Annotated in this window: 19 protein-coding genes; 7 read left to right on the top strand and 12 right to left on the bottom strand. The window is 57.4% G+C overall.

Features of this window, described 5'->3' with window-relative positions; genetic code table 11:
* Positions 1 to 107: 107 nt before the first annotated feature.
* The 5 genes from kdsA to hemA all read right to left on the bottom strand — a co-directional run bounded on the left by kdsA (position 108) and on the right by hemA (position 5,295).
* Positions 108 to 962 carry a 3-deoxy-8-phosphooctulonate synthase gene (gene kdsA, locus FDP13_RS20420; protein ID WP_027712041.1) on the bottom strand — a complete coding sequence of 285 codons (855 nt, stop codon included), beginning with the start codon at positions 960 to 962 and terminating at the stop codon, positions 108 to 110.
* A gap of 56 nt (positions 963 to 1,018) precedes the next feature.
* Positions 1,019 to 1,828, bottom strand: coding sequence for an invasion regulator SirB1 (gene sirB1 / locus FDP13_RS20415; RefSeq protein WP_033577163.1), 810 nt, complete (start codon positions 1,826 to 1,828; stop codon positions 1,019 to 1,021).
* 229 nt (positions 1,829 to 2,057) lie between these two features.
* Complete coding sequence (gene prmC, locus FDP13_RS20410; protein ID WP_143840294.1) at positions 2,058 to 2,909, bottom strand: peptide chain release factor N(5)-glutamine methyltransferase; 852 nt, start codon at positions 2,907 to 2,909, stop codon at positions 2,058 to 2,060.
* The gene (gene prfA / locus FDP13_RS20405; protein ID WP_012769784.1) at positions 2,909 to 3,991 is read right to left on the bottom strand and encodes a peptide chain release factor 1; all 1,083 of its coding nucleotides are present in this window, start codon (positions 3,989 to 3,991) and stop codon (positions 2,909 to 2,911) included. The genes prmC and prfA overlap by 1 nt, the downstream gene beginning before the upstream one ends.
* 47 nt (positions 3,992 to 4,038) lie before the next feature.
* Complete coding sequence (hemA, locus tag FDP13_RS20400) at positions 4,039 to 5,295, bottom strand: glutamyl-tRNA reductase (protein ID WP_033577161.1); 1,257 nt, start codon at positions 5,293 to 5,295, stop codon at positions 4,039 to 4,041.
* Between the two features lie 210 nt (positions 5,296 to 5,505).
* Here hemA and lolB point away from each other — a divergent pair, with 210 nt between their 5' ends.
* The 3 genes from lolB to prs all read left to right on the top strand — a co-directional run bounded on the left by lolB (position 5,506) and on the right by prs (position 8,078).
* A complete protein-coding gene (gene lolB, locus FDP13_RS20395) occupies positions 5,506 to 6,126 on the top strand; it encodes a lipoprotein insertase outer membrane protein LolB (protein WP_012769782.1) in 621 nt (206 codons plus the stop codon).
* A 3-nt stretch (positions 6,127 to 6,129) separates the two neighbouring features.
* Positions 6,130 to 7,002, top strand: coding sequence for a 4-(cytidine 5'-diphospho)-2-C-methyl-D-erythritol kinase (ispE, locus tag FDP13_RS20390; RefSeq protein ID WP_012769781.1), 873 nt, complete (start codon positions 6,130 to 6,132; stop codon positions 7,000 to 7,002).
* Positions 7,003 to 7,130: 128 nt separating this feature from the next.
* Positions 7,131 to 8,078: a ribose-phosphate diphosphokinase gene (gene prs / locus FDP13_RS20385; protein ID WP_012769780.1), complete on the top strand. Its 948-nt coding sequence runs from the start codon at positions 7,131 to 7,133 to the stop codon at positions 8,076 to 8,078.
* Positions 8,079 to 8,217: 139 nt separating this feature from the next.
* Here the strand turns inward: prs and FDP13_RS20380 are convergent, their stop codons facing one another.
* The gene (locus FDP13_RS20380; RefSeq protein ID WP_143840293.1) at positions 8,218 to 9,003 is read right to left on the bottom strand and encodes a type 1 glutamine amidotransferase domain-containing protein; all 786 of its coding nucleotides are present in this window, start codon (positions 9,001 to 9,003) and stop codon (positions 8,218 to 8,220) included.
* 179 nt (positions 9,004 to 9,182) lie between these two features.
* Between FDP13_RS20380 and FDP13_RS20375 the strand changes: the two genes are divergently transcribed.
* A complete protein-coding gene (locus FDP13_RS20375) occupies positions 9,183 to 10,085 on the top strand; it encodes a LysR family transcriptional regulator (protein ID WP_012769778.1) in 903 nt (300 codons plus the stop codon).
* A gap of 193 nt (positions 10,086 to 10,278) precedes the next feature.
* Here the strand turns inward: FDP13_RS20375 and ychH are convergent, their stop codons facing one another.
* The gene (gene ychH / locus FDP13_RS20370) at positions 10,279 to 10,554 is read right to left on the bottom strand and encodes a stress-induced protein YchH (RefSeq protein WP_012769777.1); all 276 of its coding nucleotides are present in this window, start codon (positions 10,552 to 10,554) and stop codon (positions 10,279 to 10,281) included.
* 22 nt (positions 10,555 to 10,576) lie between these two features.
* Between ychH and FDP13_RS20365 the strand changes: the two genes are divergently transcribed.
* The 3 genes from FDP13_RS20365 (at position 10,577) to ychF (ending at position 12,626) form a co-directional block, all read left to right on the top strand.
* Complete coding sequence (locus tag FDP13_RS20365) at positions 10,577 to 10,789, top strand: hypothetical protein (protein ID WP_027712036.1); 213 nt, start codon at positions 10,577 to 10,579, stop codon at positions 10,787 to 10,789.
* A gap of 30 nt (positions 10,790 to 10,819) precedes the next feature.
* Entirely contained in the window at positions 10,820 to 11,407 is a 588-nt protein-coding gene (gene pth, locus FDP13_RS20360; protein ID WP_012769776.1) for an aminoacyl-tRNA hydrolase, read from the top strand.
* Between the two features lie 127 nt (positions 11,408 to 11,534).
* Positions 11,535 to 12,626 carry a redox-regulated ATPase YchF gene (ychF, locus tag FDP13_RS20355; RefSeq protein ID WP_012769775.1) on the top strand — a complete coding sequence of 364 codons (1,092 nt, stop codon included), beginning with the start codon at positions 11,535 to 11,537 and terminating at the stop codon, positions 12,624 to 12,626.
* Positions 12,627 to 12,719: 93 nt separating this feature from the next.
* On the opposite strand, the gene FDP13_RS20350 is transcribed toward ychF, so the two are convergent.
* The 5 genes from FDP13_RS20350 to FDP13_RS20330 all read right to left on the bottom strand — a co-directional run bounded on the left by FDP13_RS20350 (position 12,720) and on the right by FDP13_RS20330 (position 26,327).
* Complete coding sequence (locus tag FDP13_RS20350) at positions 12,720 to 14,849, bottom strand: HlyD family efflux transporter periplasmic adaptor subunit (RefSeq protein ID WP_143840292.1); 2,130 nt, start codon at positions 14,847 to 14,849, stop codon at positions 12,720 to 12,722.
* 6 nt (positions 14,850 to 14,855) lie between these two features.
* Positions 14,856 to 16,184 carry an efflux RND transporter periplasmic adaptor subunit gene (locus tag FDP13_RS20345; RefSeq protein ID WP_027712029.1) on the bottom strand — a complete coding sequence of 443 codons (1,329 nt, stop codon included), beginning with the start codon at positions 16,182 to 16,184 and terminating at the stop codon, positions 14,856 to 14,858.
* Entirely contained in the window at positions 16,174 to 16,965 is a 792-nt protein-coding gene (locus tag FDP13_RS20340; RefSeq protein ID WP_143840291.1) for an efflux RND transporter periplasmic adaptor subunit, read from the bottom strand. Before FDP13_RS20340 ends, FDP13_RS20345 begins: the two co-directional genes overlap by 11 nt.
* Entirely contained in the window at positions 16,962 to 18,716 is a 1,755-nt protein-coding gene (locus FDP13_RS20335; protein ID WP_234424454.1) for a TolC family protein, read from the bottom strand. Before FDP13_RS20335 ends, FDP13_RS20340 begins: the two co-directional genes overlap by 4 nt.
* A gap of 99 nt (positions 18,717 to 18,815) precedes the next feature.
* Complete coding sequence (locus tag FDP13_RS20330) at positions 18,816 to 26,327, bottom strand: putative Ig domain-containing protein (protein WP_143840289.1); 7,512 nt, start codon at positions 26,325 to 26,327, stop codon at positions 18,816 to 18,818.
* Positions 26,328 to 26,353 lie beyond the last annotated feature (26 nt).

Raw genomic sequence — 26,353 nt, 5'->3', positions numbered from 1 at the left:
CCAAAGCGAGGGCCGTTCGGATCTCAAAAACCCAGTATCCCGTTCACTCAAAACACCTTAAGTGAACGGTGTTAGCCGACCGGCGGTTTTTTTATCTGACGAGCAGCTTAATTGCTGGTATCTAATTCCGGAAAACTTTTGACCAGTTCATCAATCGCTTTCATTTGTTGCAGGAAAGGTTCCAGTTTATCCAGTGGCAACGCGGAAGGCCCGTCACATTTGGCGCTGTTCGGCTCTGGATGGGCTTCAATAAACAACCCGGCGATACCGACCGCCATCCCTGCGCGCGCCAGTTCCGCCACCTGAGCACGACGGCCGCCAGAGGCAGCGCCGAACGGATCGCGGCATTGCAACGCATGTGTGACGTCGAAAATCACCGGTGCGCCATGGGAAACCTGCTTCATGACATTGAAGCCCAGCATATCCACAACCAGGTTGTCATAGCCGAAGTTACTGCCGCGATCGCACAAAATCACCTGTTCATTGCCGCCTTCGCGGAATTTATCCACGATATTCCCAACCTGTCCGGGGCTGATGAACTGCGGTTTTTTGATGTTAATGACCGCGCCGGTTTTCGCCATCGCTTCCACCAGATCAGTCTGGCGAGCAAGGAATGCCGGTAACTGAATAACGTCAACCACTTCAGATACCGCTTGAGCCTGCTGAGGTTCGTGCACATCAGTAATGATTTTCACGCCGAAGGTGTGTTTCAGCTCCTGGAAAATCTTCATCCCTTCTTCCAGGCCCGGACCACGGTAAGAGTGGATGGAAGAACGGTTGGCTTTGTCGAAGGAAGCCTTAAAAACATAGGGGATGCCCAGTTTCTGCGTCACCGTGACATAGTGTTCGCAAATCCGCATCGCCATCTCACGGGATTCAAGTACGTTCATGCCGCCGAACAGCACAAACGGCAGATGGTTGGCAACCGGGATCGTCCCGATGTTAACCACTTTATTATTCATAACCTTACCTTATTGTCGGATAAACCAGATGCTCGGGTTTCAGGTAATTTCCCGAACTAGTGCAGCACAATCTGCTTCTGTTCAATGGAATGGATCTGCACTTTGATCATTTCGCTGACCGGATCTTCCGGGCACTGCTCTACAAAATAACTCAAATCTGACAACGCGATATGGTCGCAGTCCAGTTGTGCGTAAATCAAACCGCGGTCGCGAATTTCATACGGATCTTCCGGGTCAAACTGCAACACGGCCTCACTGGCGCGTAAAGCCAGTTCCATCTGTTTTTCTTCCATCAGCGCCACCTTGAGCGTATCCAGCAGCTTACGGACAATCATGACGTTTTCCGCTTCATCCAGATCGCTGTCCAGCAGTCTGGCGGAAGGGCTGATGTTGCCCTTCAGCCACACCTCAAGCACATGTTCGCTCAGTGTATCGCCATTCAACGGATTAATCAGCCACATTTCATCATCGAGCCAGTCGGCGCGCAGAATCAATTGAGTGGGGAAAATCACCGGCATCAGCGGTAAATCCAACTGATGTGCGATATGCAAAAAGATAATACCCAACGATACCGGCATCCCTTGTCGGGTAGCCAGGACTTTGTCCAACCAGAGTACGTCAGATAAATGGTAAACGCCGCTGGCGCCGCCGAAGCCCCAGGTGTGGAAAAAGAGTTCAATCAACTGCTCCAGCTGTTGGTCTTGATCCAAATCGGCGGAAATGGTCGCACGCGCTTCTTCAACAAGTTGCTGCAGATTTTGCTTCACTTCCTGCGCGGAAAAATCGCGGCGTATTGACTGGGAAACCAGGATCACACCTTCGCTTAAGGATGACTGGTTAAATTCAAAATCAGCAATAGAACTCATAGTTATTCCATCAAAGCAAAGATAACGTCAGCTACGCGCCTGAACCTGAAACAGCACATTTTATATTCGCTGCCCGCACGCCGCGTGTGCCCGGTCGCCAGCGAATCGATAATAATGCCAAATCGAGAGTTCGTCAGCAGATCTGTCCGGAACCTCAAGCGATAATAACCGCTAATCATTATCAATGTGATCCTGCTCAAGCTGGAGTACACGGCGCTCCACCATACATTCAGCGTCGGTTAGTCGCTCCGGCAGGCCATTGTCCCAACGTTACACGTTCATTATCGCCATAATCGCGATAGGTTTTTACCTGCGCAAAACCGTATTGCGACAACAATGCCCGTACCGCTTGCCCTTGTTGCCAACCGTGCTCCAACAGCAGCCAACCGTCATCCAGTAAAAATGCGCCGGCCTGCAGGATAATCTGCCGTAAGTCGGCTAATCCGTCCTCTGCCGCCACCAGTGCGCTGGCCGGCTCGAAACGCACATCACCGCGCGACAAATGTGGGTCATGCTCATCAATATACGGCGGGTTGCTGACAATCAGTGAGAACCGTTGTCCAGCCAATGGCGAAAACCAGTCTCCCGGTAAAAATTGAGCATTATTAATTCCCAACCGGCGGGCATTATGGCTGGCCAGCGCCACCGCATCATGTTGACTGTCGATACCAACAACCCGGCAATCGGGGCGCTCATGGGCGATCGCCAACGCAATCGCGCCGGTACCGGTTCCTAAATCGACTACCGATGATGCGCCGGCAGGCAGATGCGCCAGCGCATGTTCAACCAGACATTCAGTATCCGGTCGCGGGATAAGCGTCACGGGCGATACCGCCAACGGCAGCGACCAAAACTCCCGATATCCGATTAAATACGCGATCGGTTCTCCGGTTACGCGCCGTGCCAACAGCGATTCCAGCGTCTGGTACTCACTGTCAGTCAACTCGGTTTCACCAAAAGCCAGTAGAAACGTGCGGCCCTTACCGGTGATGTGCTCCAGCAGGATCTCGGCGTCCCGTTTCGGGCTCTCACTGGCCTGAAGCCGGGTTATCGCCTGTTTCAACCAGTCCTGATAATTCATTATTCCTGCTCAGCCAGCGCCGCCAACTGGTCGGCCTGATATTCCTGTACGATGGGTTGGATCAGCATATCCAGCTTACCTTCAATCGCCTCGTCCAGGCGGTAGAGCGTCAGGTTGATGCGGTGATCGGTCACCCTTCCCTGCGGAAAGTTGTAAGTGCGGATACGATCGGAACGGTCGCCGCTGCCCAACAGATTACGGCGGGTGGATGCCTCCTCCTGCTGGCGCTTTTGCATTTCCGCCGCACGAATACGCGCCGCCAGCACCGATAACGCCTTCGCTTTATTCTTGTGCTGCGAACGCTCATCCTGGCACTCCACCACAATGCCCGTCGGCAAATGAGTAATACGGATAGCGGAATCGGTGGTGTTAACGTGTTGTCCGCCGGCACCGGAGGAGCGGAAAGTATCGATTCGCAGATCGGCAGGGTTGATGTCCGGCAATTCCGCTTCCGGCACTTCCGGCATGACCGCCACGGTGCAGGCGGAGGTATGAATACGCCCTTGCGATTCGGTGGCGGGTACGCGCTGCACCCGGTGCCCGCCGGACTCGAATTTCAACTGACCGTAAGCGCCGTCGCCCACGACTTTGGCAATCATCTCTTTGTAGCCGCCGTGCTCGCCGTCGCTCGCGCTCATGATTTCTACCTTCCAGCGGCGGGATTCGGCATAACGGCTGTACATACGGAACAAGTCGCCGGCAAATAACGCGGCTTCGTCACCACCCGTACCGGCACGGATCTCCAGAAAACAGCCACGCTCATCATCAGGATCTTTCGGCAGCAGCAGCACTTGCAGTTGCTGTTCCAGTGTTTCACTGGCCGCTTTCGCCGCTTTGAGTTCCTCCTGCGCCAGATCACGCATCTCCGGGTCATCCAGCATCAGTTCAGCCGTGGCGAGGTCATCCTGCGTCTGCTGCCAGCACTGAAAGCAACGGGTAATGTCGGTAAGTTGCGCGTACTCGCGGGACAACGCCCGGAAACGGTCCATATCGGCAATCACGCTGGGTTCTCCCAGCAGCGCCTGCACTTCTTCATGGCGCTCTTGTAACGCTTCCAATTTAGCAACAATAGAAGACTTCATGCGGGCAGTTCAATCCTGTGTCGAATCATTATGGGGGAAGAAGAATGCTAGTTCAGGCCGAGACTGTCACGTAAAATCTGCAAACGCTCCAGATCACCGTCGCGGGCGGCCTGCTGTAACGAACGGGTAGGCGCATGAATCAAGCGGTTGGTCAGGCGCTGCGTCAGTTCCTGCACGATAGCATCGACATCGCCGCCGTTCTGTATTGCAGCCAAGGCTCTGGCCGTCATCTCTTCGCGCAGGCGGTCCGCCTGGGAACGATAATCGCGGATCGTCTCTACCGCCGACTGCGACCGCATCCATGCCATGAATTCCGAGCACTCCTGCTGCACGATGGATTCAGCCTGAATCGCCGCCGCCTTGCGCTGCGCCAGATTGTGCTGAATGATTGCGTGCAGATCATCCACGCTATACAGGTAAATATTGGGTAGCCGCCCGACTTCCGGCTCGATGTCACGCGGCACGGCGATATCCACCATCAGCATCGGCTGGTTGCGGCGTGCTTTCATTGTGCGCTCCATCATCCCTTTACCGATAATCGGCAACGTGCTGGCCGTGGAACTGATGACGATATCCGCCTGCGGCAGATGGGCATCCAGCTCCGAAAGCGTAATCACCTCGGCACCGACCTCTTCAGCCAGCACCTGCGCGCGTTCGCGCGTTCTATTGGCAATCACCATCCGTTTCACTCGGTGCTCGCGCAGATGACGCGCCACCAGTTCGATGGTTTCGCCGGCACCGACCAACAGCACGTTGACGTCAGCCAGCGATTCGAAAATTTGCCGCGCCAGCGTGCAGGCGGCGAACGCTACCGACACCGCACTGGCGCCGATATCCGTTTCGGTTCGCACCCGCTTGGCGACGGTAAACGACTTCTGGAACAGGCGCTCCAGATCGCCCGACAACGAGCGCTCACGCTGAGAATCCGCAAACGCTTTTTTGACTTGCCCCAGAATCTGCGGCTCGCCCAACACCAGCGAATCCAGCCCGCTGGCAACACGCATCAGATGGCTGACCGCCGCATTGCCTTCATGCCAGTAGAGATTTTTGCGGATTTCATCAGGATTAAGGCGGTGATAATCACACAACCAGGCGATTAACTGCTCATGCCGATTGTCCTGCTCTTCCACACTGAGGTAGAGCTCGGTGCGGTTACAGGTGGAAAGCAACACGCCGCCCTGAACCAATGGTTGCTGTAACAGACTGTGCAGCGCCTGCCCCTGCCTGTCCGGCGAGAACGCGACGCGCTCCCGCAGAGAGACTGGTGCCGTTTTATGATTGATACCAAGCGCAAGCAGGGTCATGGTCTACAGAGTAATCCCGGTGTTAGTATGGGTTTCATCTGAGGGGCATTCTACTTGAAGCCTGCGGGCAAGAAAAGTAACCCCGATTGAACGCGCTCACGCCATTAACGCTTTGTTGGATCATATCGCAAGGATTGACGCTGCCGGCCAACCCCGCTAGCGTGACGCCTTGTTATGAACCCATGATGCTAGTAACAGGATCTTTTCGACATGCCCAATAAACCCACCCGAGCCTTACGGTTACTGCCTTTGGCGAGTGTGTTACTGACAGCCTGTACTCTGACTCAGCCCTCCCTGCCGGGTAAAAAACCGACCTCTCCCGAGTGGCGCGAGCACGAGCAGAAAGTACAAAACTTGACCACGTATCAGACTCGCGGTTCGTTCGCCTATATTTCCGATAGGAAAAAACTGTACGCCCGGTTCTTCTGGCAGCAACCTTCGCCGCAGCGCTACCGTTTGCTGCTCAGCAACCCGTTAGGCGGCACCGAGCTGGAACTGCAGGTCAGCCCGGATCTGGTACAAATTACCGACAACCAGGGCAAGCGCTACATGGGGAAAGACGCGCAGCACATGGTTCAGCAACTCACCGGTATGGCGATTCCGCTCGACAATTTACGCCAGTGGATGCTCGGCTTGCCGGGCGACGCGCAGGATTTCACGCTGGATGATCGTGCCCTGCTGCGCAGCGTGAACTATCAACAAGGCGACCAACACTGGAATGTGTCCTATCTCTCTTATATCGAAGGCTCATTGCCGCTGCCGCAGAATCTGGAGCTGACGCAGGGCGAGCAACGCATCAAACTGAAAATGGACAACTGGACAACGCAATAAATCATGGCGACTGCACGCAACCGCTGGCCCTCTCCGGCCAAGCTGAACCTGTTTTTGTATATCACCGGTCGCCGGCCAGACGGTTACCATAACCTGCAAACGTTGTTTCAGTTCCTGGATTATGGCGACACCCTGACCATCACGCCGCGCCAGGATCAACGGATCGTCCTGCTGACACCCTTGCCCGGCGTTCCCGATGAGCAAAACCTGGCCATTCGCGCCGCCCGTCTGTTGCAGGCGTGGTGTCGCGAATCCGGGCTGCCGTTCGCCGGCGCCGACATCGGCATCGACAAACGTCTACCGATGGGCGGTGGTCTGGGCGGCGGTTCGTCCAACGCCGCCACCGTGCTGGTGGCGCTAAACCAGTTGTGGCGCAGCCAGGTCCCCGTCGACGCTCTGGCCGCACTGGGCCTCAAGCTGGGCGCGGATGTGCCGGTGTTTGTGCGGGGTCACGCGGCGTTCGCCGAAGGCGTGGGAGAGCGGTTAACGCCGGTCTCGCCGCCGGAAAAATGGTATCTGGTGGTACATCCCGGCGTCAGCATTCCCACCCCGCTTATCTTTGCCGATCCGGATTTGACGCGCGACACACCGGCACGCCCACTGTCACAATTACTGACACAAACTTTCAGCAACGATTGTGAAGCCGTCGCAAGAAAACGTTTTCGTGAGGTTGAAGAGCGACTTTTATGGCTGTTAGAATACGCACCGTCGCGCCTGACCGGCACCGGCGCTTGCGTGTTTGCCGAATTCGACACCGAGTCCGCCGCTCGTCAGGTGTTAGACCGGGCCCCGGAAGGCTTACAGGGTTTTGTTGCGCGTGGAGTGAACGTGTCTCCGTTGCAACAACGGCTTTCCGGGCAATTTAAGGGTTGCTAAAACACCACCGCCGACCGTGGTGCTCTAACGATCTTTTCCATACACCCGTATGTATATCCTGCTTGCGGTACGACACACGGCATTCCGCAGGCGGATATTTCTCTGGACGCAAGCTTGAGGTTCTTCTCGTGCCTGATATGAAGCTTTTTGCTGGTAACGCTACGCCGGAACTAGCACAACGTATTGCCAACCGTTTGTACACCAGTCTGGGCGACGCTGCTGTTGGTCGTTTTAGCGACGGCGAAGTCAGCGTACAAATCAACGAAAATGTACGCGGTGGTGATATTTTCATCATCCAATCGACCTGTGCTCCCACCAACGACAACCTGATGGAGCTGGTCGTTATGGTTGATGCCCTGCGCCGCGCTTCCGCAGGACGTATTACCGCAGTCATCCCCTATTTCGGCTACGCCCGTCAGGATCGCCGTGTGCGTTCCGCCCGTGTACCGATTACCGCCAAAGTCGTGGCTGATTTTCTCTCCAGCGTCGGTGTTGACCGTGTCCTGACGGTGGACCTCCATGCCGAACAGATTCAGGGGTTCTTCGACGTACCGGTAGACAACGTGTTCGGCAGCCCAATCCTGCTGGAAGATATGTTGCAGCAGAATCTGGATAACCCGATTGTGGTTTCCCCGGATATCGGCGGCGTGGTTCGCGCCCGTGCCATCGCCAAGCTGTTGAACGACACCGATATGGCAATCATCGACAAACGCCGCCCGCGCGCCAACGTCTCGCAGGTGATGCATATCATCGGTGACGTGGCAGGCCGCGATTGCGTGCTGGTCGATGATATGATCGATACCGGCGGCACCTTGTGTAAGGCCGCGGAAGCGCTGAAAGAACGTGGCGCTAAACGTGTCTTCGCTTATGCCACCCATCCGATTTTCTCCGGCAACGCTTACGAGAACATCAAGAATTCCGTGATTGATGAAGTGATTGTCTGCGATACCATTCCACTGTCGGAAAACATTAAATCGCTGCCGAATGTACGCACGTTGACATTATCCGGTATGCTGGCTGAAGCCATCCGCCGTATCAGCAACGAAGAATCTATTTCTGCGATGTTCGAGCACTAATCGATATTTCGGCTGTAATCACTACGCCACCGAATAATGATTCATTCGGTGGCGTTTTTATTGGAGACGAAGGACATTTCCGTATTTTTATTGAAATACCCCATCGTTCAACCGCATTCTGAGTCGATCAGATGATGGGTTATAGAGCCGCTTTGCGCTGAGTCTTGGCTTGCAACGCTTTAACCACGGCTTCCCCGAGCGCCGTTGCCGAAGCTGGGTTTTGCCCGGTGATTAAGCGCCCATCAACAACCACATTGTTCGCAAATATTGGCGCTTCTTCAAACGTTGCTCCGGCTTTCTTCAGCGCGCCTTGCAGTTCAAATGGCACTATCTTGTCGTACTGCCGGGAAACCTCTTCCGCTGCCGTAAATCCTGTGAGACGGCGACCGTTGATTAAGTCTTCACCGTTGCTGAGTTTTACATTGATGAGCCCTGCCGGACCATGGCACACGGCACTAATCACACCATTGTTTTCGTACAGCGTGCGCACAATATTGCTGAGCTCAGTATTATTGACAAAATCCCACATCGGACCATGACCACCGACAAGCAGAATCGCGGAATATTTTGATGGATCAATATCCGATAATTTAATCGTTTGACCAAGCTTATTTCGGTGTTGAGGGTTGGTCCAAAACTCCAGGCTAGCCTGATCTTTCAGGTCAAAACCATCGAAAGGAGCCAATCCTCCTTTAGGACTTGCAATATCGAAATCAACACCCGCTTTATCAAAAACTTTGACGGGATGAGTCAATTCTGGAAACCAAAATCCCCCCACGAGATTTTCTGTTTTTTTATCCAGACTGGAGACGACGATTAATATCTTTTCCTGTTTTTGCGTTTCCTGGGCCGCCCCCGCAATAGCAGATACCGAGAATACGGTAATAGCGATGATGAGACGAACAAAATACGTTGCAAGTGACATATGATTTCCTTCAAGTTGTTGGTGTGCCTTCACTGTATCTGAGTTCAAAAACCTGAGGTAGACGGTCAAAACGGAACAGATTGTTTAAAAAAACATGCCAATTGGCTTGTATTGAGATGAATTATTGCCACAAAATATCAATACGCGAATGAGCCAAAGATAACAGGAGAGAGTTCAGGATGGGCCAGCACAATGATTTTGATGGGTTGCCGGAATTTCTGGCTATCTCGAAAAGGCTGAGTATTCGGAAAGCCGCTCTTGATCTTGGCAAAACACCCGGTTCAATCAGTCAGTCATTGCAGAAACTGGAGCATCGCCTTGGCACGCTACTTTTTCATAGGACTACGCGTAAAATGGCATTGACAGAAGCCGGACAGAACCTGCTTTTAAAGATAGAACCTGCGGCGCGCGCAATCGCAGTCAGTCTCGAAGACGCGGCTCAGTCGTCAAAGGCGCCGGCCGGGACATTACGGTTAATCGTAGAGCGGTTGGCCTTACCGCATGTTATTGAGCCGTTATTACCCGCATTTCGCCAGCAATGGCCAAATGTAAACCTGGATATTACGGTCAGTAATCGCCATAACAATTTTATTTCTGAGGGTTATGATGCAGGTATTTTGATCGGCTCATACATCGAACAGGATATGATTGCGGTACGACTTTCCAAACCTTTTCAATGGGCGGTTTTTGGGGCCCCAGCCTATTTCAGGCTTCATGGAAAACCTAACGTTACCAACGACCTTGTTCATCATGAATGCATTCGATTCCGGCGCCCGGAAAAAGGCGATATTTATCGTTGGGAATTTATTGAAAATAATGAAACAGTTCGTATTGATCCGACAGGATCTATTACTGTTAATGACGGCGAGCTTATGCGTAGCCTTGCTGTTAAAGGAATTGGACTCATCTATTCCTCTACATTCCACACCTCACGTGAACTGGCGGCAGGAAGCCTGGAGCCCGCACTGCTTGATCGCTCGCCAGGTAATGATGGTCTTTTCCTCTATTTTTCGAAAGCCGGCAGAAATCAACCCAAATTACGTGCTTTTATTGAGACGTGCTCACGTATAATGAATATTTAAAAACTCATCGTATATTTATGCTTAAAATAATTCAAATTGCAGGAAAAAGCTCACTCTTGTAACTCACTCTCGGCGCGTCGAACCCTCTGGGGCCAGAGAGGAAAACCAATCCACCTGCAACTTGAATATGACGGGGATAAACCCTCGCCACCATTTTCCAGCCGATATTTGTTGTATCGCTTCGGCTACAGCCTTATGGATTCCGATGCCGTTGACGGCAGCAGCGTTTATCAAAATGCTTCAGCCACCAATACCTGTCCGCCACGGCTTCACGCCCGCTAATACGCGCACCGGCCAGCCATAAAATGGCGCCGGCAAAAATAGCCAGTAATTCCACATAATAAAGAGAACCTGGCAAATTTAATTCAGGCAATTGATTAGCAATCGAATAGGCTATTCCGGCAACCATCAGCAACATACCTAATCCCATAAATCCGTTGCCCACCCTCACTGCATTCCTATGTTTCATATTTCACCTCCAGAAATATCCAGTGGAAATAACTAAAATCTTGCTGCGTATTTTTCTGATTTATTCACAGTATAAGCAGCACTTTCCGATGGGGTTGCGTGAAGGATCACATGTTGGTGATCAACTGGCCCTGCGTTACACTAACGCCTTTGCCGATTATCCTGATGCGTCGGTGCCTGAGTGCCGCAAACGTATCGCCTATTCGTCTCAAATAATGAGTGGTATCAAATTGTGAGTGGTATCAAATTGTGAGTGGTAGCAAATTGTGAGTGGTATCAAGTTAATTGTAGGTCTGGCGAACCCCGGCGCGGAATACGCCGCCACCCGTCATAACGCCGGCGCCTGGTACGTTGACCGCCTGGCGGAAGCCTACCGGCAACCGCTGAAAGAAGAGAGTAAATTTTTCGGCTATACCGCACGCCTGTCGCTGGCGGGTAACGATGTGCGCCTGCTGGTGCCCACAACATTCATGAATCTCAGCGGTAAAGCCGTTGCGGCGATGGCAACCTTCTATCGCATCCAGCCCGATGAAATTCTGGTGGCGCACGACGAACTTGACCTGCTGCCCGGCGTCGCCAAACTGAAACTCGGCGGTGGTCACGGCGGCCACAACGGGCTAAAAGATATCGTCAGCAAACTCGGCAACAATCCCAATTTTCACCGTTTACGTATCGGCATCGGCCATCCGGGCGATAAAAACAAAGTGGTGGGATTCGTACTCGGTAAACCGCCCGTCAGCGAACAGACCCTGATCGATCAAGCCATCGATGAATCGTTGCGCTGTACGGATATCCTGATGAAAGAAGACATGATTAAAGCCATGAACCGCCTACATGCTTTCAAAGCGTCATGATTGACGATCGGCGGATCGAGTTCATGCCACATTATGTGTATAATTGGCATCAAGACTGACTTTTTCCATTCTGACAGGCTTTTTTTAGCAAAGCCTGACGATTAGTGATTTTTAAGGTGACATAAACATGGGATTTAAATGCGGTATCGTTGGGCTGCCTAATGTGGGTAAATCCACGCTGTTCAACGCGCTGACCAAAGCCGGTATCGAAGCGGCCAACTTTCCGTTTTGTACTATCGAACCCAACACCGGCGTAGTGCCGATGCCGGACCCGCGCCTCGACCAGTTGGCCGAGATCGTCAAGCCGCAGCGTACCGTTCCCACCACCATGGAATTCGTGGATATCGCCGGATTGGTGAAAGGCGCCTCCAAAGGCGAAGGCCTGGGCAACCAGTTCCTGACCAACATCCGTGAAACCGAAGCTATCGGCCACGTAGTGCGTTGCTTTGAAAACGACAACATCATTCACGTTTCGGGCAAGGTCAACCCTGCCGATGATATTGATACCATCAACACTGAGCTGGCGTTGTCGGATCTGGACACCTGTGAGCGCGCGTTGCATCGCGTACAGAAGAAAGCCAAAGGTGGCGATAAAGATGCAAAAGTTGAACAAGCCGCGCTGGAAAAATGCCTGCCGCAGTTGGAAAACGCCGGTATGCTGCGCGCGCTGGATCTGAGCGCGGAAGAGAAAGCGGCGATCCGCTATCTGAGCTTCCTGACGCTGAAACCGACCATGTACATCGCCAACGTCAACGAAGACGGCTTTGAGAACAACCCTTATCTGGATCAGGTTCGCGAAATCGCAGCTAAAGAAGGTTCCGTGGTCGTGCCGGTGTGTGCCGCCGTTGAATCTGACATTGCTGAACTTGATGATGAAGAGCGCGATGAATTCATGGCGGAGCTGGGTCTGGAAGAGCCGGGCTTAAACCGCGTAATCCGCGCGGGTTATGAATTGCTGAACCTGCAAACCTACTTCACCGCTGGGGTAAAAGAAGTCCGCGCCTGGACCATCCCGGTCGGCGCTACGGCACCGCAGGCGGCCGGTAAAATTCACACCGACTTCGAGAAAGGCTTTATCCGCGCCCAGACCATCGCCTTTGACGATTTCATCACGTACAAAGGTGAACAAGGCGCCAAAGAAGCCGGCAAAATGCGTTCAGAAGGGAAAGAATATATCGTTAAAGACGGCGATATTATGAACTTCTTGTTCAACGTCTAAATAAAATTTTTCGTCTCATGCGATCTCACAGCATCGCATGAAGACCGGAAAACCTTATAAAATCCACGCGATTGCGTGGATTTTTTTCATAACCTAAAACGACAATTCCCGAATCAGCACCGCCCTCACCCGTTGCCACAGGCGTGCGAGTGGGCTTTGCGCCTCCCCTTGCAAGGTCACGGTTCCCATCAGCACCTGCTCCGGTGCCGCGCTGTCCGGCGCGACTGCCAGTACCACACGGTATACCGCTTGTTCCGGCGGCAGTTTCTGTTGTCTATCGTTTAACGTCGCTACCGGCCCGCCATACAGCGACGCCAGCTCCGCCAGCGGGCGCATATCGTGCAGCGCGGTGCGTTCGATATCCATCACCGTCACCGCGACGCCGGCGCGTGAGGCGTCGCGTGGGTAGAACGTGCCGCTATCGCCTGCGCGCAAACGCCGCCAGTCCTGTTCAGACACCAGCGCTTCCACCAGCCCGCCGCGCGGGCCGGTCAGGGTGCCTAACCACTCCCCTTGCGCCAGCCAGTCGCCCGCCGAGAGTGGCGTCATCAGGTCCGCCATCACGCCGTCAAACGGCGCGCGCACAAGCAATGCCTGTTGTTGTTGATCCAGCACCTGGTAGCGCTGGTTGGCGGCTTCGCGCTCCTGGCGAATACGCTGGTGTTCCTGTGCCGCACGGCGGTTCAGCAGTTGATACTCTTGTTGCCAGGCGAGCGTTTTTAGTTGCAGCGCCAACTGCTGGCGTTGATGCGCCTCGCTATCCGCCTGCAAGGTAAACAATATCTGCCCTTGCTTCACCGCGTCTCCCGGTTGTACCGCCATCTGCTGCACCCGCCCGGCCAGCGGCATATAGACGCTGTGTTGTTGATCTGCGCGCAGCAACGCCGGCGCATACACCGTGCGTTGCCACGGCAGCAGTAGCACCGACAACGCCAGTATGACGGTACAGAGGGTGAGAGTCAGATGACGATTCATACGGTAATCCTTACGTCGTTCGGTCCATTCACGCAGTTCGTTCCAGACGGGCAACAGTACAAACCAGCCAATTTCGACCGCGAACAGCAGCATTCCCAGCAACTTAAACGCCATGTGATAAACCAACAGCGCAATGCCGGTAAACAGAAACAGGCGATACACCCAGGTTGCGAAAGAGTACGCCAGCAGCGTGCGTTGCAACCAGCGCGGCCAGCGCTCCGGCGGCGGTGAGCCCAGCCCGAACAACCACTCGCGCAGTTTCCAGCGTGCCAGCGCAAAGGCGCGGGGTTGCAGGTTCGGTACGCCAAGCACATCAGACAACAGGAAATAGCCGTCAAAGCGCATCAGCGGGCTGAGGTTAATCAGCAACGTCATGATCCAGGTGGTGGTGGCGAGCATAAACGCCGCGCTGCGCCACATGCCGTCAGACAGGAAGCTCCAGGCGAGCGTCGCCCAGGCGGCCAGCGCCAGTTCCACCAGCATACCGGCCGCCCCAATCGCCAGGCGTGGCTGACGGCGCGGCAATGTCCACGACGCCGACGTGTCGGTATAGAGCACCGGCATCAACACCAGAAACGCCACCCCCAGCGTAGAGACGCGCGCGCCATAACGGGTACAGGTGAACGCATGGCCGAGTTCGTGCAGACATTTGGTGAACACCAGCGTCGCCCCGGCCAGCAGTGCGCCTTCCAGCGTGAAGAAGTGCAAAAAGGTGTGCAGAAAGGTTTGCCACTGGCGGCTGGCGAACACCAGTCCACTGATGCCGGCCGCCAGCGTTGCCAGCCAAAAAGGACGGCGATAAAAAAATGCCGCCCAGGGCAACATACGCTGCAATCCACGATGCGGATGGAATAGTGGAATACGTAAAAACAGATAGTTATGCAGTAACCAACGCCACCAGACGTGCCTGGCCTGTGTTTTCTGACGCATGAAGTCGCGCAGCGTGGCATCGCCATCGGCGCGCGTCAGAGCGTGCTGCTGAAGAAAACGGCTGAAGCCGTCCACGTCCGCCTCGTTAATCTCCAGCGGCATCTGGCGATTGACGTCAGCAATCAATCGCTGCCGGTCGCCGACCGACCAACGCGACAACAGCGCCATCTCCAGCCAACCGAGGCGGAAAAAGCGCCCACGCAGCGGATCTTCCAGCGTCCAACTGGGTGAACCATCCCAGTTGGCAGGCCCGCGATGCAGGATTAATTCCTCGCGTAACGGCAGCAGGCGGTTCGCCTGTGGCTCCGGCATGGTCATTCTTCCCTACACTCCCAGCCAGACGCGCAGCGATGACCACGGTTTACGCAACAGCCAGGCAATCAGCACGGTGCGTTCGCCATAAATTTTAGCGCTGCCTTTAAGGCCAATTTGCACCAGCGCCTCCTGTTGCTGAAAACGCGCGCGCAGCTTGTACGCCATAATGTTGTCCGGCGTTAATGTCGCCCGGTAACCGATCTGCTGCAGTGCCGCTGGCTGCGATCTATCCGGCGCGACATTCAGGAACAGCCGCACCTCTGCGCCGGGCGACAACGCAATGGCGTCCGCCGCAGGCAACAGGATTTCAAGCTCGCTTTCTTGCGGGTCCGCCACCTGCATAATGCGCTCCCCGACTGAAACCGGGCGCCCCAGCAGATCGCTGACGTCATCAAAAATAGCCACGCCGTCGCGCGGGGCGCTGAGTTCAGTACGCGCCAGTTGCGCTTGCAGGAAGGCCATCTCCGCGCGCCCCTGTTCACGGCGGCTGGCCAGTACCGCCAGTTGCGCTTTGGCATCGGCGTCGCTCAGCGCCAACTGCTGCGCCTGACGATACTCGGCGTCACGGGCGGCGAATTGCTGACGCGCACTCTCCAGTTGGTTTTGCAACTCACGGGAATCAAGGCGCAGCAGCACTTGCCCGCGAGTCACCGGCTGATTAGGACGCGCTACAATCTCGTCGATCACCCCCGCCAGCGGGGCGCGCACCAGCGCCGGGCGATGCGCCACCACTTCAGCCGGGGCGATCACCGACTGGCGCACCGGGATCAACATGATGGCGACCAGCAATGCCAGCCCCGCCATCACCCAACGGCGGTTAGGCCGCGGACGACGCCGGCGGCGGCTGGCGGTCAGGCTGCGCCAGGCGTGGCCGTAAGCGCCGGCCAGTTCGTTTAGCAGCCGTAATTCGTTCTCTGGCCACGGCGAGTCGCGCAGCAGCAGCAGCGCCAGATCATCCGCGCCCGTCAGCGGCAACCACAGGCCATGCGGCGGCAGGTACTCCTGCCATAGCGCCCTGTCCCCGGCATCGAGCCGGTCGGCGTCCAGCCGCTGCGGTTGCCGGTATTGCCGCCACTGTCGGCACCACCGCACTATTTCACGGCACAACGGCGCATGGCTATCCAGCGTGGCGAGACCGGAAGCGGCGCGCAACAAGTCGCCGTCTCCCTGCCACAACAGCGCCTGACGGTATGGCAGCAGGCGATGGGTTTCGTTGACCATAAAGAACGCCAGTGCGTCGGCGCTCTCCTGCTCACGCGCGCGCGCCTGCAAACGCAGCAGTTCACCAAGCAGGCGTAAGCGTGCGTCATTATCAGGCTGAGGCGAATTACTGTGCATGGTTAACCGCGTCGTCCTGAAGGGGGGTGTCCGCTGCCGCCGGCGCGCTGAAATGCGCCACGCCGCTCATCCCCGGCAACAAGCCGTCGTCGTGACCGGCAATTTGCCCAAACACTTTAACCGACTGGCTCACCGCATCGACCGATGAAGAAAGGCGGGAGATTTTCGCCGGGTAGCGTTGTCCGGTTTCATCCAGCGCCACGCTAAACGGCGTATCGGCGCGCAACCAACGCAGCCAGCGCGACGGCACAATCATCTCCAGTTCAAAGGCGCTGTCATCGTAAAGCGACAACAACGGCTTGCCTTCCGGCACCGTTTCCCAGTTACGCACCAGCGTTTCGGTAACGCGCCCGGAAAACGGCGCTTTGATATCGCAGCGCTCCAGCATGGCGCGGTTTACGCCGCTTTCGGCCAGCGCCATGCTCACTGCCGAACGCGCCTGTTCCACATCAGAAACGCTGATCGAGTTCAGCTTGTCGAGACGGTTGGCGATCTCCAGCTTTTTGCGTGCCGCCTGTTCGTTGGCGCTGGCGTAATTCAGTTTCTCTTTTAGCACCGCACAGTCAAAACTCAGCAGTACCTGCCCCTGCTTAACGCGGTCGCCCTCTTTGACGGCCAGATGGGTGATGCGTGCCGTAATACCGCTGGAAAGCGTGGTCTGGCGCACTGCGCTCAGTTGCACGCGCACCGGTTCTTGCTGCGCCGACTGCGCCAGCGCACGGTCGGCAAAGACCATCATCAGCGCCAGCAGCAGCGGTCTGGCAACCCTGTATCGCTTCATTGCTCGCCTCCGGAAAGCGAGTTCAGGCTGTTCCAGTTATCGGATGATACCTGATACGGCTGCGGTTTCGCGGCCGCCGGCAGCGGTTTCACCGGTGCCGTGTCGGCAAGCGGAGTGCCGTTCGGCGCAGCAGCGTTCGGTACAACAGTTTTCAAAACAACAGTTTTAAAAACAGCAGGTTGTACGGTACTGACCTGACGACCGGGTGCCGCCGGCGCGGGCAGTGTGGAGGCAGGGAGTGTCGGCAGCGTCACCGCACCGCTTTCAATCTGCTGGTTGGCGCGGGCAATGGTGTGGCTCAGCGCGGCCAGACTGGTGTCGCCGACGCGATCCGGCAACATATCCAGACCGGATGCCTGATATATGCTGCCCAGCGCATTCTGCATTGCCGCATAGCTGCGGTCACGGGCGCGAGTGGTGAGGATAGTTTCGGTGCTGACGCGCACCTGCTCCATTTGCGTCGCCGCCTGATTGTGGTAGTTGAGCGCAGTCTGGCGATAAATGCCCTGTTGAATACGCGCCAGTTCCTGATAACGGTTAAACATCTGCACGCTGCTCTGGTACTCCTGCCAGGCGATGTTGACCTGCGCCAGCACGGCCATACGCATCGCCTGACGGCGGCTTTCCGCCAGCGCCTGTGCTGATTCGCCGGCGCGTTTTACCGACGACCAGGCAAAGACATTCAACAGGTTGCCGCTGACCTGCACCCCGGCGCTGGCCCAACTGTGGTTGACCAGATAGCTGTTGCTGTCGCCGTTGATACCGGCGAACAGGTTAACGCCCGGCAATAGACGCAACAGCGAACGGCGAGTTTCCAGCACGGCGTTACGCGCCTGGTAGCTTTCTTCACGAATTTCCGGGCGGCGCACCATCGAGACATTTTCCAGCTCGCCCAGCGTATAACGCATTTTCGGCGTATTCAGGCTGTTCTCGTCCGGCACCACCAGGCTGAAGTCGCTGGCGGGCGGCAGGTTCATCAACGCGGCCAGACGAGATTTCGCCAACGCCAGATCGCTGTCGACCACCTCCAATTGACGCACCATTTCCAGCATGTTTTTCTGGAAGCGCAGCGCTTCCACCGGTGCCAGCAGGCGTTCGCGCTCGGTCTGACGCGCATACTCCAGCGACTGACGCGCCTCACTCAGGGCGCGGGTCACTTCCGGTTTCAGGCGTTGCGCGGTCGCCGCTTCCCAGTAGGCCGTGCGTACCTGCCGGGTAATATCCGCCACCACTTTACGGCGGCGTTCTTCAGCGGCGAGGGTTTTGTTCGCCTGCATCCGTGCATTCACATAGCTGATACCGAAGTCGAGCACGTTCCAGCTCAGGGTTAAATCACCGTTGCGCGAGTTTTGATCCTGACTGGTCGATGCTTCCAGAGACTGTCGTCCGGTGGTAATCGACTGGCTGCTGGATGCGGCGACATTATCGCGGGTTTGTAATCCGGCGCGCGCCGCCAGTTTCGGCAGCATATCCAGCCGCGCCACGTCGCGCAGGTCGTCTTCCATCGCCTGTTCCATCAACGCCACGCGTTGCGACAGATTGTATTTCAGCGCGCGGGCAATCGCTTCCTCCAGCGTGACCGTGCCGCGTACCGGTTCCTGATCGGCGAACATCCGGCTGCGATCGCTCATTGCTTGCGCCACCTGCTCCTGTGCCGTCATCGGTTCCGGCGTCACCGCGCACCCGGCCAGCAAGGCGCAGGCCAGCGTAATCGACAGGCTCAGCCGACGCGACGCGCTAATGGCGCCCATCGGGGAAAGGTGTGTCGGGGTCAATCCTATCGTGTTGAATGTCGTCGTGTTGAATGTCGTCATGTTGAATGTCGTCATGTTTAAAAAGTGTTATCCCTGTTAATCGCGCGCCAGTGCGGTCAGCGCCTGAAGCAAATCGTCACTGTCGCCGCGCAGCGCGGCCAGCGAGTGTGAAAGACCCGGATTAAAGGCCGGCGCATCGGTTGCCGTAGCACCGGGCGTCACGGCGGCGTTATCCGCCGCCACCGCGCGTTCAGTCGCGCTTTCCGTTATGGTCGTTGCCGTGCTATCCGCTGTGGCGCCGTTCACCTCGGCGGTGGTGAGCAGGCGGCCATCACGCAGCGTCAGCACCAGGGCCGGCGCGCCATCGGCACGCTGCAAACGCAGTTGAATCTGTCCGCTACGCGCCGCCTCGGCGCTGCTGATGCGCAGCTCGCCCTGCCGGGCGTCGAACTGAATCCATGCCGGTAACGGTCGCCCGTTCGCCAGTTGCGCCGCGACAAAACCGACGCCAGTCTGCAAGCCCTGCGGCAGGCGGAACACCAACCGGCCGTCGCCGTTGTCCTGCCAGACGCCGGACCAGGCGGTGGTGCGCGTCAGTCGTTCACTGTCGGCTGAGCGTACGGCGACATTCAGCCGGTCCAGCGGCGGCATCAGGTTAGTCATCACCGGCGCCAGCGCCCACGGTGTCTCCTGATAATTCAGCGCACCGCTGGCCAGCACCGCGCCACCGGTGGCGGCAACGGTGTTATACGCGACGCCATCCGGCGTATCGGCCGGTGCGCCGGAGACGCCCGGTATCGCATCGGGACGCGACGGCGACGCCTCCACCGGCAAGAAACGCTCGTCGTCGCGGTTTCCCTGCGCGGTAAACGCCGTGGTAAGCGGCAGAATCACCGGTTCTGGGCCGTTACTGTTATTGGTATTGTTATCGCCGCCGACGCTGCCGTCCGTCGGGGGCGGGGTTATGTTCAACACGAGCTGACGGCTGGTGCCGGCACCCCAGATGTCGGTGGCGGTCATCACCAGGCTATAACGACCAACGGCCAGGTTGCCGCTCAGCGTATGGTTATCCGCATCAAAACGCAGACCGTCCGGCAGACCGGTTACCCGCCAATTCAGCGCGTCGCCCTCGGCATCGTTAAACAGGCTGTCCGCCAGCGTGATGTTGACCGGTTCGCCGACCGGCAGCGTGAAGGTGGTGTCGCCCTCGCCCGCCTGCGGCGCAGTATTAACCCGAAGCGACAACGTGCGGCCGGCACTGGCGCTATCGCCGTCAGTCACGGTGATGGTCAGGGTGTAAAGTCCGGCGGTGTCGGCGACGCCGCTGAGGGTGCGGGTGGCGGCGTCAAAACGGTAACCGGCGGGCAACCCGCTGATGGCCCAGTTCAGATTGTCGCCGTCGGCATCGCTGAACAGGCTCGCCGGCAACGTCAGACTGAACGGCGCGCCGACGGTGGCGATGATCGGCTGGAGAGCGCCGTCGCTCGCCTGCGGCGCATGGTTGATGGTCAGGCTGCGTTGCCAGTCGCCGCTGGTCAGTTGGCCGTCGCCGGCGCTGACCGACAGCGTAACCGGGTTGGCGGTGCTGAGGTTGGTATTGCTGTAAGTCAGGCTGGCGAGCAGGTTATTCGCGGTGGCGGTGGTAACGCCCTCGGCAAAGGTGATGCTCAACACGCCGCCCTGCTGGGTGAAGCGACCGACGACGACCCCGTTATCCCGCAGTTGGCCGTCATCGCCGAAGGTAAGCCGACTGTCTGCACGCAAGGCAAAACGGCCCAGCCCGCTGCTATCTTTCACCGTGATGCCGGCGCCGCCGTAGTTGCCCAATCCGTTGTTCAGGACATCCAGCCCTTTATCAGACAGAACAAGCCCGCCGGTAAAGGCGAGGTCGGCGCCGCTGCCAACGGTGTAGCGCAGTTCATCGGACGCCGGAATAAAACTGATGATGTGGCTGCCGCTGACAAGCAGCGCCCCGTCGCGGGTGGTTTGAATGGCGGTGGCGCCGCTGAGCGCCGCGTAGTCGGCGCTGCGGTAGGTGTTCGCAAGCGAGAGCACGCCCGCGCTGCTGATGCGGTAGACCTGTACGTCGCCATCGTTGCGCAATATATACAGTTGGTCCTGCGCCTGAGACAGCATCAGCGCATTGACTGCGCCGATATTTTCCAGCGTATCGACGTGCAGCAGTTTGCCGGTGGTGTGGTTGAAAGCGTAAATATTGAGATTGCCGCCGTTAACCACATAGATTTGGCTGCCGTCATCACTGACGGTGATCCGGGTCGGCGCACGGAGATCCATGATGGCGCCGCTGGCATCAGCTTCGCCGTCATGCAGCACGCTGACAAATGCCAGTGTGCCGTCTGACTGGCGTTGATAGACAATCAGTGAATTCGGGAACTGACCGGAAACCGGATCGGTAATCACGTAGAGATAGTCGCCTTTGGCCGTCAGCGCCACCGGCGAGAACAGACGTGGCTCTTCCCAGGCGTCAAAGCCGATTTCCTGTAACGCGTTCAGCGTGCCGCTGGTGACGTCGCGGCTGAACACCTTGATTCCGAAGGAGGAATCAAGCGCATAAACGGTAGCGCCATCGGCTGAGACCTGTACTCCGGACACACCCCAGACGTCATAACTGCCCTGCAATGTCAGTTGACCGTCACCGGTGCGGCTGAAGACCGACAACGTGTCGCCGCCCGCAACCAGCATCATCAGGCCATCGCCGGTCAGGGTAATGCTGCCGATAGCGCCCAGACCGGTGGCGATATTGCTCACCCAGCTCAGTTTCCCCGTCGCCGGATCACGGCTAAACAGCGCGATCATGCCGCTGCCGTCGGTGACATACAGGGTGGTGCCGTCCGCCGAAAGCCTCGAGTGCGTTATCGCCCCCAGCCCGCTGACGGCGCTCAGGCTGTCGGCCTGCTCCAGCAGGTGGTTTTCCGGCGCCGTCAGCCGCGGCGGCATATTTTCCGCCTGCAGGGTAATGGTAGAGCGGATATCCAGCGCGCTGTTGTCGTTGCCGCCTTGCGCCGTGCCGCCGCTGTCGCGCACCTGGGTTAGCGTTACCTGCCGCGTGCCGCTATGCGCATCGCTGTTGCCGTAAGCGATGCCCTCCACCAGCGTTTGCGCCGCGGCGGTGGTCATGCCGTTAAGGCTGGTCATCGACACCGTCGCCACGCCATCCGTGACCGAGACGTTAATCACCAGGCTGTTGTTGGTGATCACGCGCACGCCGTCTGCCAGCGTGACCGTTTTACCGTCGATCACCAGATAGTCGTTTTCACCACGCACTAACCCGGAAACGGTCAGCGTCAAACCGAGGACGTTCTGGCCGGGTTCAACGGTGTCGATAACGGTGTTGCTAAATACCTTTACGGTGGTGGTGTTATCGCGCCAGGTCGGGTTGGCGCTCTGGCTGTTGAGGGTCGGCGCGTCATTAACCGGGGTAACGTTTACCGTTATCAACTGATCGGTGGTGACGTATTGATCACGGAAACTCACCACCATGTTCAGACTGGCCGGTGGGGTGTGGCTGGTACTCCGCCAGTTGATCTGATGCAGTACCTGATTGGCGACGGCACGGGTGACATCGGCAGTGAAGGTGATGGTCAGTCGCCCGTCGGTCTGCGTAACGGTGGCAATCGCCGTGCCGTTCAGCGCCATCACACCGTTATTCAAGGTCAGGCCGTTGCCTTCCGCCAGGCTGTAAATGTCATCGGCACTGGCGCTGCCCTCGCGTGCGATGATGATGCTCGCACCGTTATAGTTGCCGGCACCATTGTTCTGCCGGTCATAATCCACATCGGACAGTACTATCTGACTGGCCAGCCGGGTACTGCCGCCTTCCGTCCAGTCGGCCTGAACGAGTCCGGCGTCGCCGCTAAACAGGCGTAAGCCGGTTGAATAGTAACGCGAGCCGCCATAAATCGATTTGCCATCCGCGGAGGTGGCCACCACCAGCATGGCGCCGGCGCCGTTTAACGAGGATCGCAGCGTCAGGTTGCCCTGCTCGCCCACTTGGTAAACCGCAAACCGACCGCTGTTACTGCCCACATATAACGCAGAACCATCGGCGGACAGCGTGGCGGACATCGGGAAGACGTTGCCTATTTCACTGGAAATATTGCGCGACGACACCAGACCGACACGGTTGCCGCCCGCATCATAATGCAGCACCGTCAGATAGTTACTGTTGCCGGTCACCACATAGATGTACCCCTCGGAGACCGCCATCGATATCACGATGCCCGCATTCAACCCGCCGCTGGCCGCAAGCGTACCCACGCGGGTGCCGACGCCATGGTTATCAGTCCAGGTCAGTGCCGTACCGGAGCGCGATAACGTCCCTTGTGCGCTCAATACGCCATTGCCGTCAACGGCATAGACCGACAAGTTGCCGCTGCCGCCCAACACATAAACCTGGTTCTGATCGACCGAGATCGACTGCGCGTTACTCAGCCCGGTAAAACTTTCCTGTGCGGTTAACATCCCCTGAGTATCGCGGCTGTAGCGATACAAGCCGTTGGCCGTCATGGCGTAGACGCTGTTACCGTCGCCGGCGAGCGCCACTTTCACCACCGGGGCGCTGACCTGCTCGCTATCAATCAGCGTTAATGCGCCGTCAGCCCCGATACTGAATGCCTGCAATACCGCGTTGTTTTGACTGTTGCCGCCGGAGAGATACAGGGTGTTGCCGTCGGCGGAGAACGCCACGGCGGTCATGCCCCGCAGGCCATCGATTTCAATCCCGTTATTGTCGTTACCATCATTGCCGGTGCCCTGGGTGTAAGACTTTAACAGCGTCAGCTCACCGCTACGGCTATCACGGCTATATAAATTGACGTAAATCGTCCCGGTGTAGTTAGCGCCGGTGCCGCCCACCACCGCCAGCATCCCGCCGTCTGCCGACAGCGCGATATTGTCGACGTAATAGTTGTAGCCGCTCAGACCGCCCTGACTGGTATAGCTCAGAGAACTGGCGTCCGGTTGCAGTACCGGCGCGCGATTCGCGGCTTCATCCGCCGTAATCACCCGCAAGGTAACGGATAACGTGGTGGTTGCGTTTGACGCATCGGTCACCGTAATGGTGACTGCGCCATTGCTCAGCGCCGTGGCGGTGCCGCTAATGGTCAACGTGTCGGCGTCGAAACGCAGCCCCGCCGGCAGCCCGCTGACCTGCCAGCGCAGATTGTCGCCATAAATACTGTCGGCATCATGGAACATGCCGGCATCCAGCGTCAGGCTATAGGTTTCGTTAATTACCGCCGGGGTAAGCGCCGCCGGCGCGCTTTCACTGACTACCGGCGCACGGTTGTCAATCTGATTCACCGTCAATTCCAGCGTGGTGCTGGCGCTCGCGCCCGAGGTATCCGTCACGGTGATGGTCAGGGTTCTCGTGCCGGTGAAGATGGTTGAGCCGGAGAGCGTGCGGGTTTCGGGATCAAAACGGAGCCCGTCCGGCAACCCGGTGACCGACCAGTTGAGGTTATCGCCGTTGGCATCGTTAAACAGCGCAGGCAAGGTGACGCGGTAAACCGTCTCCGACGTCGCGACAGGCAAGGTATAGCTGCCCGCCACGCCGTCATTACGCACCGGCCCCTGGTTGACTCGCACGGCAACCGTCTGCGGCTGACTGTTCAGTTCGCCGTCATTCACCACCACCGTCAGCGTCACCAGTGCGCTACTGACGCCGGTGCTAGCCCACAGTATCTGATGCAATGCCTGATTTGCCGTAGCGGTGCTGACATCGGCGGTAAAAGTGAGGGTAACGCGGTTGCCGTTGGTGACAAAACCGCCAATCACGGTATCGTTTAACAGCAACTGGTCGCCACTAACGCTGAGCCCGTTAGCAGCCTGAAACGTAAACTGGTTATTACTGCCGTTGTCCGCCGTCAGGGTAATACTTGAACCGACGTAGTTGCCCAGCCCCCCGTTAAGCGCATCGGCATTGCTGTCGCGAAGCGTCAGGGTTGACGCCACCGGCACGCCGCTGCCGCCGACGGTGTAGTTCAGCTGTGAACTGTAACGCTCGATGCTGTTACCGCCCACCACCAGCAATGACGTACCGGAAATCCCCAGCGCCTGGCCGCCGCCGGTATTCTGACTGGCAAGCGGCGTCAGCGCGCCGTCGCTGCCAATGTGATAACGATACAGCACGCCATCGCGGGTGCTGACGAACAGTTGCCGATTGTCGGCGCTGATGGCGATCGCCTCAGCGGATGCCACAATACGGCTGTCTATCTGCGTCAGTTTAGTGCCGTCGAAACGCCAGGTGATCAGCGTACCGTCTTCGGTATTCAGCGAGTAAATCTGGCTGCCGTCGCGGCTGGCGGCTAGTCGGAAAGGCGCGGTGAAGTTCCAGTCAGACGCCACCGTGGTGTTATCGACCAGGGCCAGCGTGGTCACGCCATCCACGGTGGTGCGCCTTAACACCGAAATGGACTGAAAATCACCGTTTGGAATCATCGTAAACAGGTAGTCGCCCGCCACCGCTATGCCGGCGGAACGGTCGGCATTTTCCCTGAAAATATCCGTCAGCGTCAGCGTGCCGTCGCCGCCAATCGCGTAAATATGAATGCCGAACCGGGCGCTGATATACAGGTTTTTACCATCCGCACTAAGGCGGGTATCCACCGCGGTATCGCCGATATCGTCGCGGCGCATCAGGCTGACGGCGCCATCGTCGGCGCGGCCAAGGGTAATCACGGCACCGCCGTTGAGCAGATATACCGCGTTATCGCCCACCGAAATGCCGTTCACTCCGGCGGCCTCACCACCGTTTTCATCTTGCGTGTCTGTCGTGATGAACCCGCTCAGCGACTGAACTTTACTCAGTCCACCGCTATCGGAAACCGCGTAAACCAGCAGCGTGCCGTTGCTGCCGGCGACATAGGCAAAGCGCCCATCGCGGGAATAGCCGACCGCCGCCCCGCTATCGGCCAACGCGGCCACCGTCAGATCGTCACGCAAGGCCAGATCGGCGGTATGGTCGAGAGTCGGCGCGAGGTTTTTGTTGTTCTCTACTTGCAGGCGGGCGCTGATATCCACATCGCTGCTGTCGCCATCAATATCCGCAATGCTTTTCAGCGTCACCGTCACTTCGCCGTTGGCGACGTTGCTGTCGAGCGCACGATAGTTGATGCCGTTAATCAGTGTTTCCACCGCATCCGGCGTCACCGCCGCGTCGCCGTTAGCCAGAAACAGCGTAATGGTGGTGTTGCCGTCGGCGACATCGACATTATAGGTATAGTGACTGGTGCGGGTTTCCTGCGTCTCGGACGTGGTGGTCAGCGCAATCGCGGTGCCATCAATCATCAGCGCCTGATTGCTCCCGGTGGTGCCGACGGTGATCACCAGTCTGGTGATTTCATTCCCGGCGTTATCGGTGGAGACATCGGCGTTGCTGAACAGCGGCACGTCTGCGCCGAGCCCGCCGTTTTTATCAATGGCATAGACCGCGCCGCTAACCGGGGTGGCGGTAGCGTCTGGCGCGGCGGCGTTGAGCTGGGCGTTGGCTACCTCAATGGCGGTAGCGCCGGCGGCGGCATCAAACATCATGCGCGGCTCCAGCGCCAGCGTCTGGCTCCAGGCAGGACGGGGGAATGATTTTTGCATAACTTCACCTAAAAATGGCAACAGGC

Source organism: Dickeya sp. ws52 (assembly GCF_007210685.1).
GTDB lineage: Bacteria > Pseudomonadota > Gammaproteobacteria > Enterobacterales > Enterobacteriaceae > Dickeya > Dickeya chrysanthemi.
Note: the sequence above shows the minus strand (reverse complement) of the source record. Positions and strands in the feature narration are given on the sequence as shown.

Bases quoted from the DNA above. Each gene is read 5' to 3' on its own strand.
- kdsA (WP_027712041.1), bottom strand. From the start codon at position 962: ATGAATAATAAAGTGGTTAACATCGGGACGATCCCGGTTGCCAACCAT.
- sirB1 (WP_033577163.1), bottom strand. From the start codon at position 1,828: ATGAGTTCTATTGCTGATTTTGAATTTAACCAGTCATCCTTAAGCGAA.
- prmC (WP_143840294.1), bottom strand. From the start codon at position 2,909: ATGAATTATCAGGACTGGTTGAAACAGGCGATAACCCGGCTTCAGGCC.
- prfA (WP_012769784.1), bottom strand. From the start codon at position 3,991: ATGAAGTCTTCTATTGTTGCTAAATTGGAAGCGTTACAAGAGCGCCAT.
- hemA (WP_033577161.1), bottom strand. From the start codon at position 5,295: ATGACCCTGCTTGCGCTTGGTATCAATCATAAAACGGCACCAGTCTCT.
- lolB (WP_012769782.1), top strand. From the start codon at position 5,506: ATGCCCAATAAACCCACCCGAGCCTTACGGTTACTGCCTTTGGCGAGT.
- ispE (WP_012769781.1), top strand. From the start codon at position 6,130: ATGGCGACTGCACGCAACCGCTGGCCCTCTCCGGCCAAGCTGAACCTG.
- FDP13_RS20380 (WP_143840293.1), bottom strand. From the start codon at position 9,003: ATGTCACTTGCAACGTATTTTGTTCGTCTCATCATCGCTATTACCGTA.
- FDP13_RS20375 (WP_012769778.1), top strand. From the start codon at position 9,183: ATGGGCCAGCACAATGATTTTGATGGGTTGCCGGAATTTCTGGCTATC.
- ychH (WP_012769777.1), bottom strand. From the start codon at position 10,554: ATGAAACATAGGAATGCAGTGAGGGTGGGCAACGGATTTATGGGATTA.
- ychF (WP_012769775.1), top strand. From the start codon at position 11,535: ATGGGATTTAAATGCGGTATCGTTGGGCTGCCTAATGTGGGTAAATCC.
- FDP13_RS20350 (WP_143840292.1), bottom strand. From the start codon at position 14,849: ATGACCATGCCGGAGCCACAGGCGAACCGCCTGCTGCCGTTACGCGAG.
- FDP13_RS20345 (WP_027712029.1), bottom strand. From the start codon at position 16,184: ATGCACAGTAATTCGCCTCAGCCTGATAATGACGCACGCTTACGCCTG.
- FDP13_RS20340 (WP_143840291.1), bottom strand. From the start codon at position 16,965: ATGAAGCGATACAGGGTTGCCAGACCGCTGCTGCTGGCGCTGATGATG.
- FDP13_RS20335 (WP_234424454.1), bottom strand. From the start codon at position 18,716: ATGGGCGCCATTAGCGCGTCGCGTCGGCTGAGCCTGTCGATTACGCTG.
- FDP13_RS20330 (WP_143840289.1), bottom strand. From the start codon at position 26,327: ATGCAAAAATCATTCCCCCGTCCTGCCTGGAGCCAGACGCTGGCGCTG.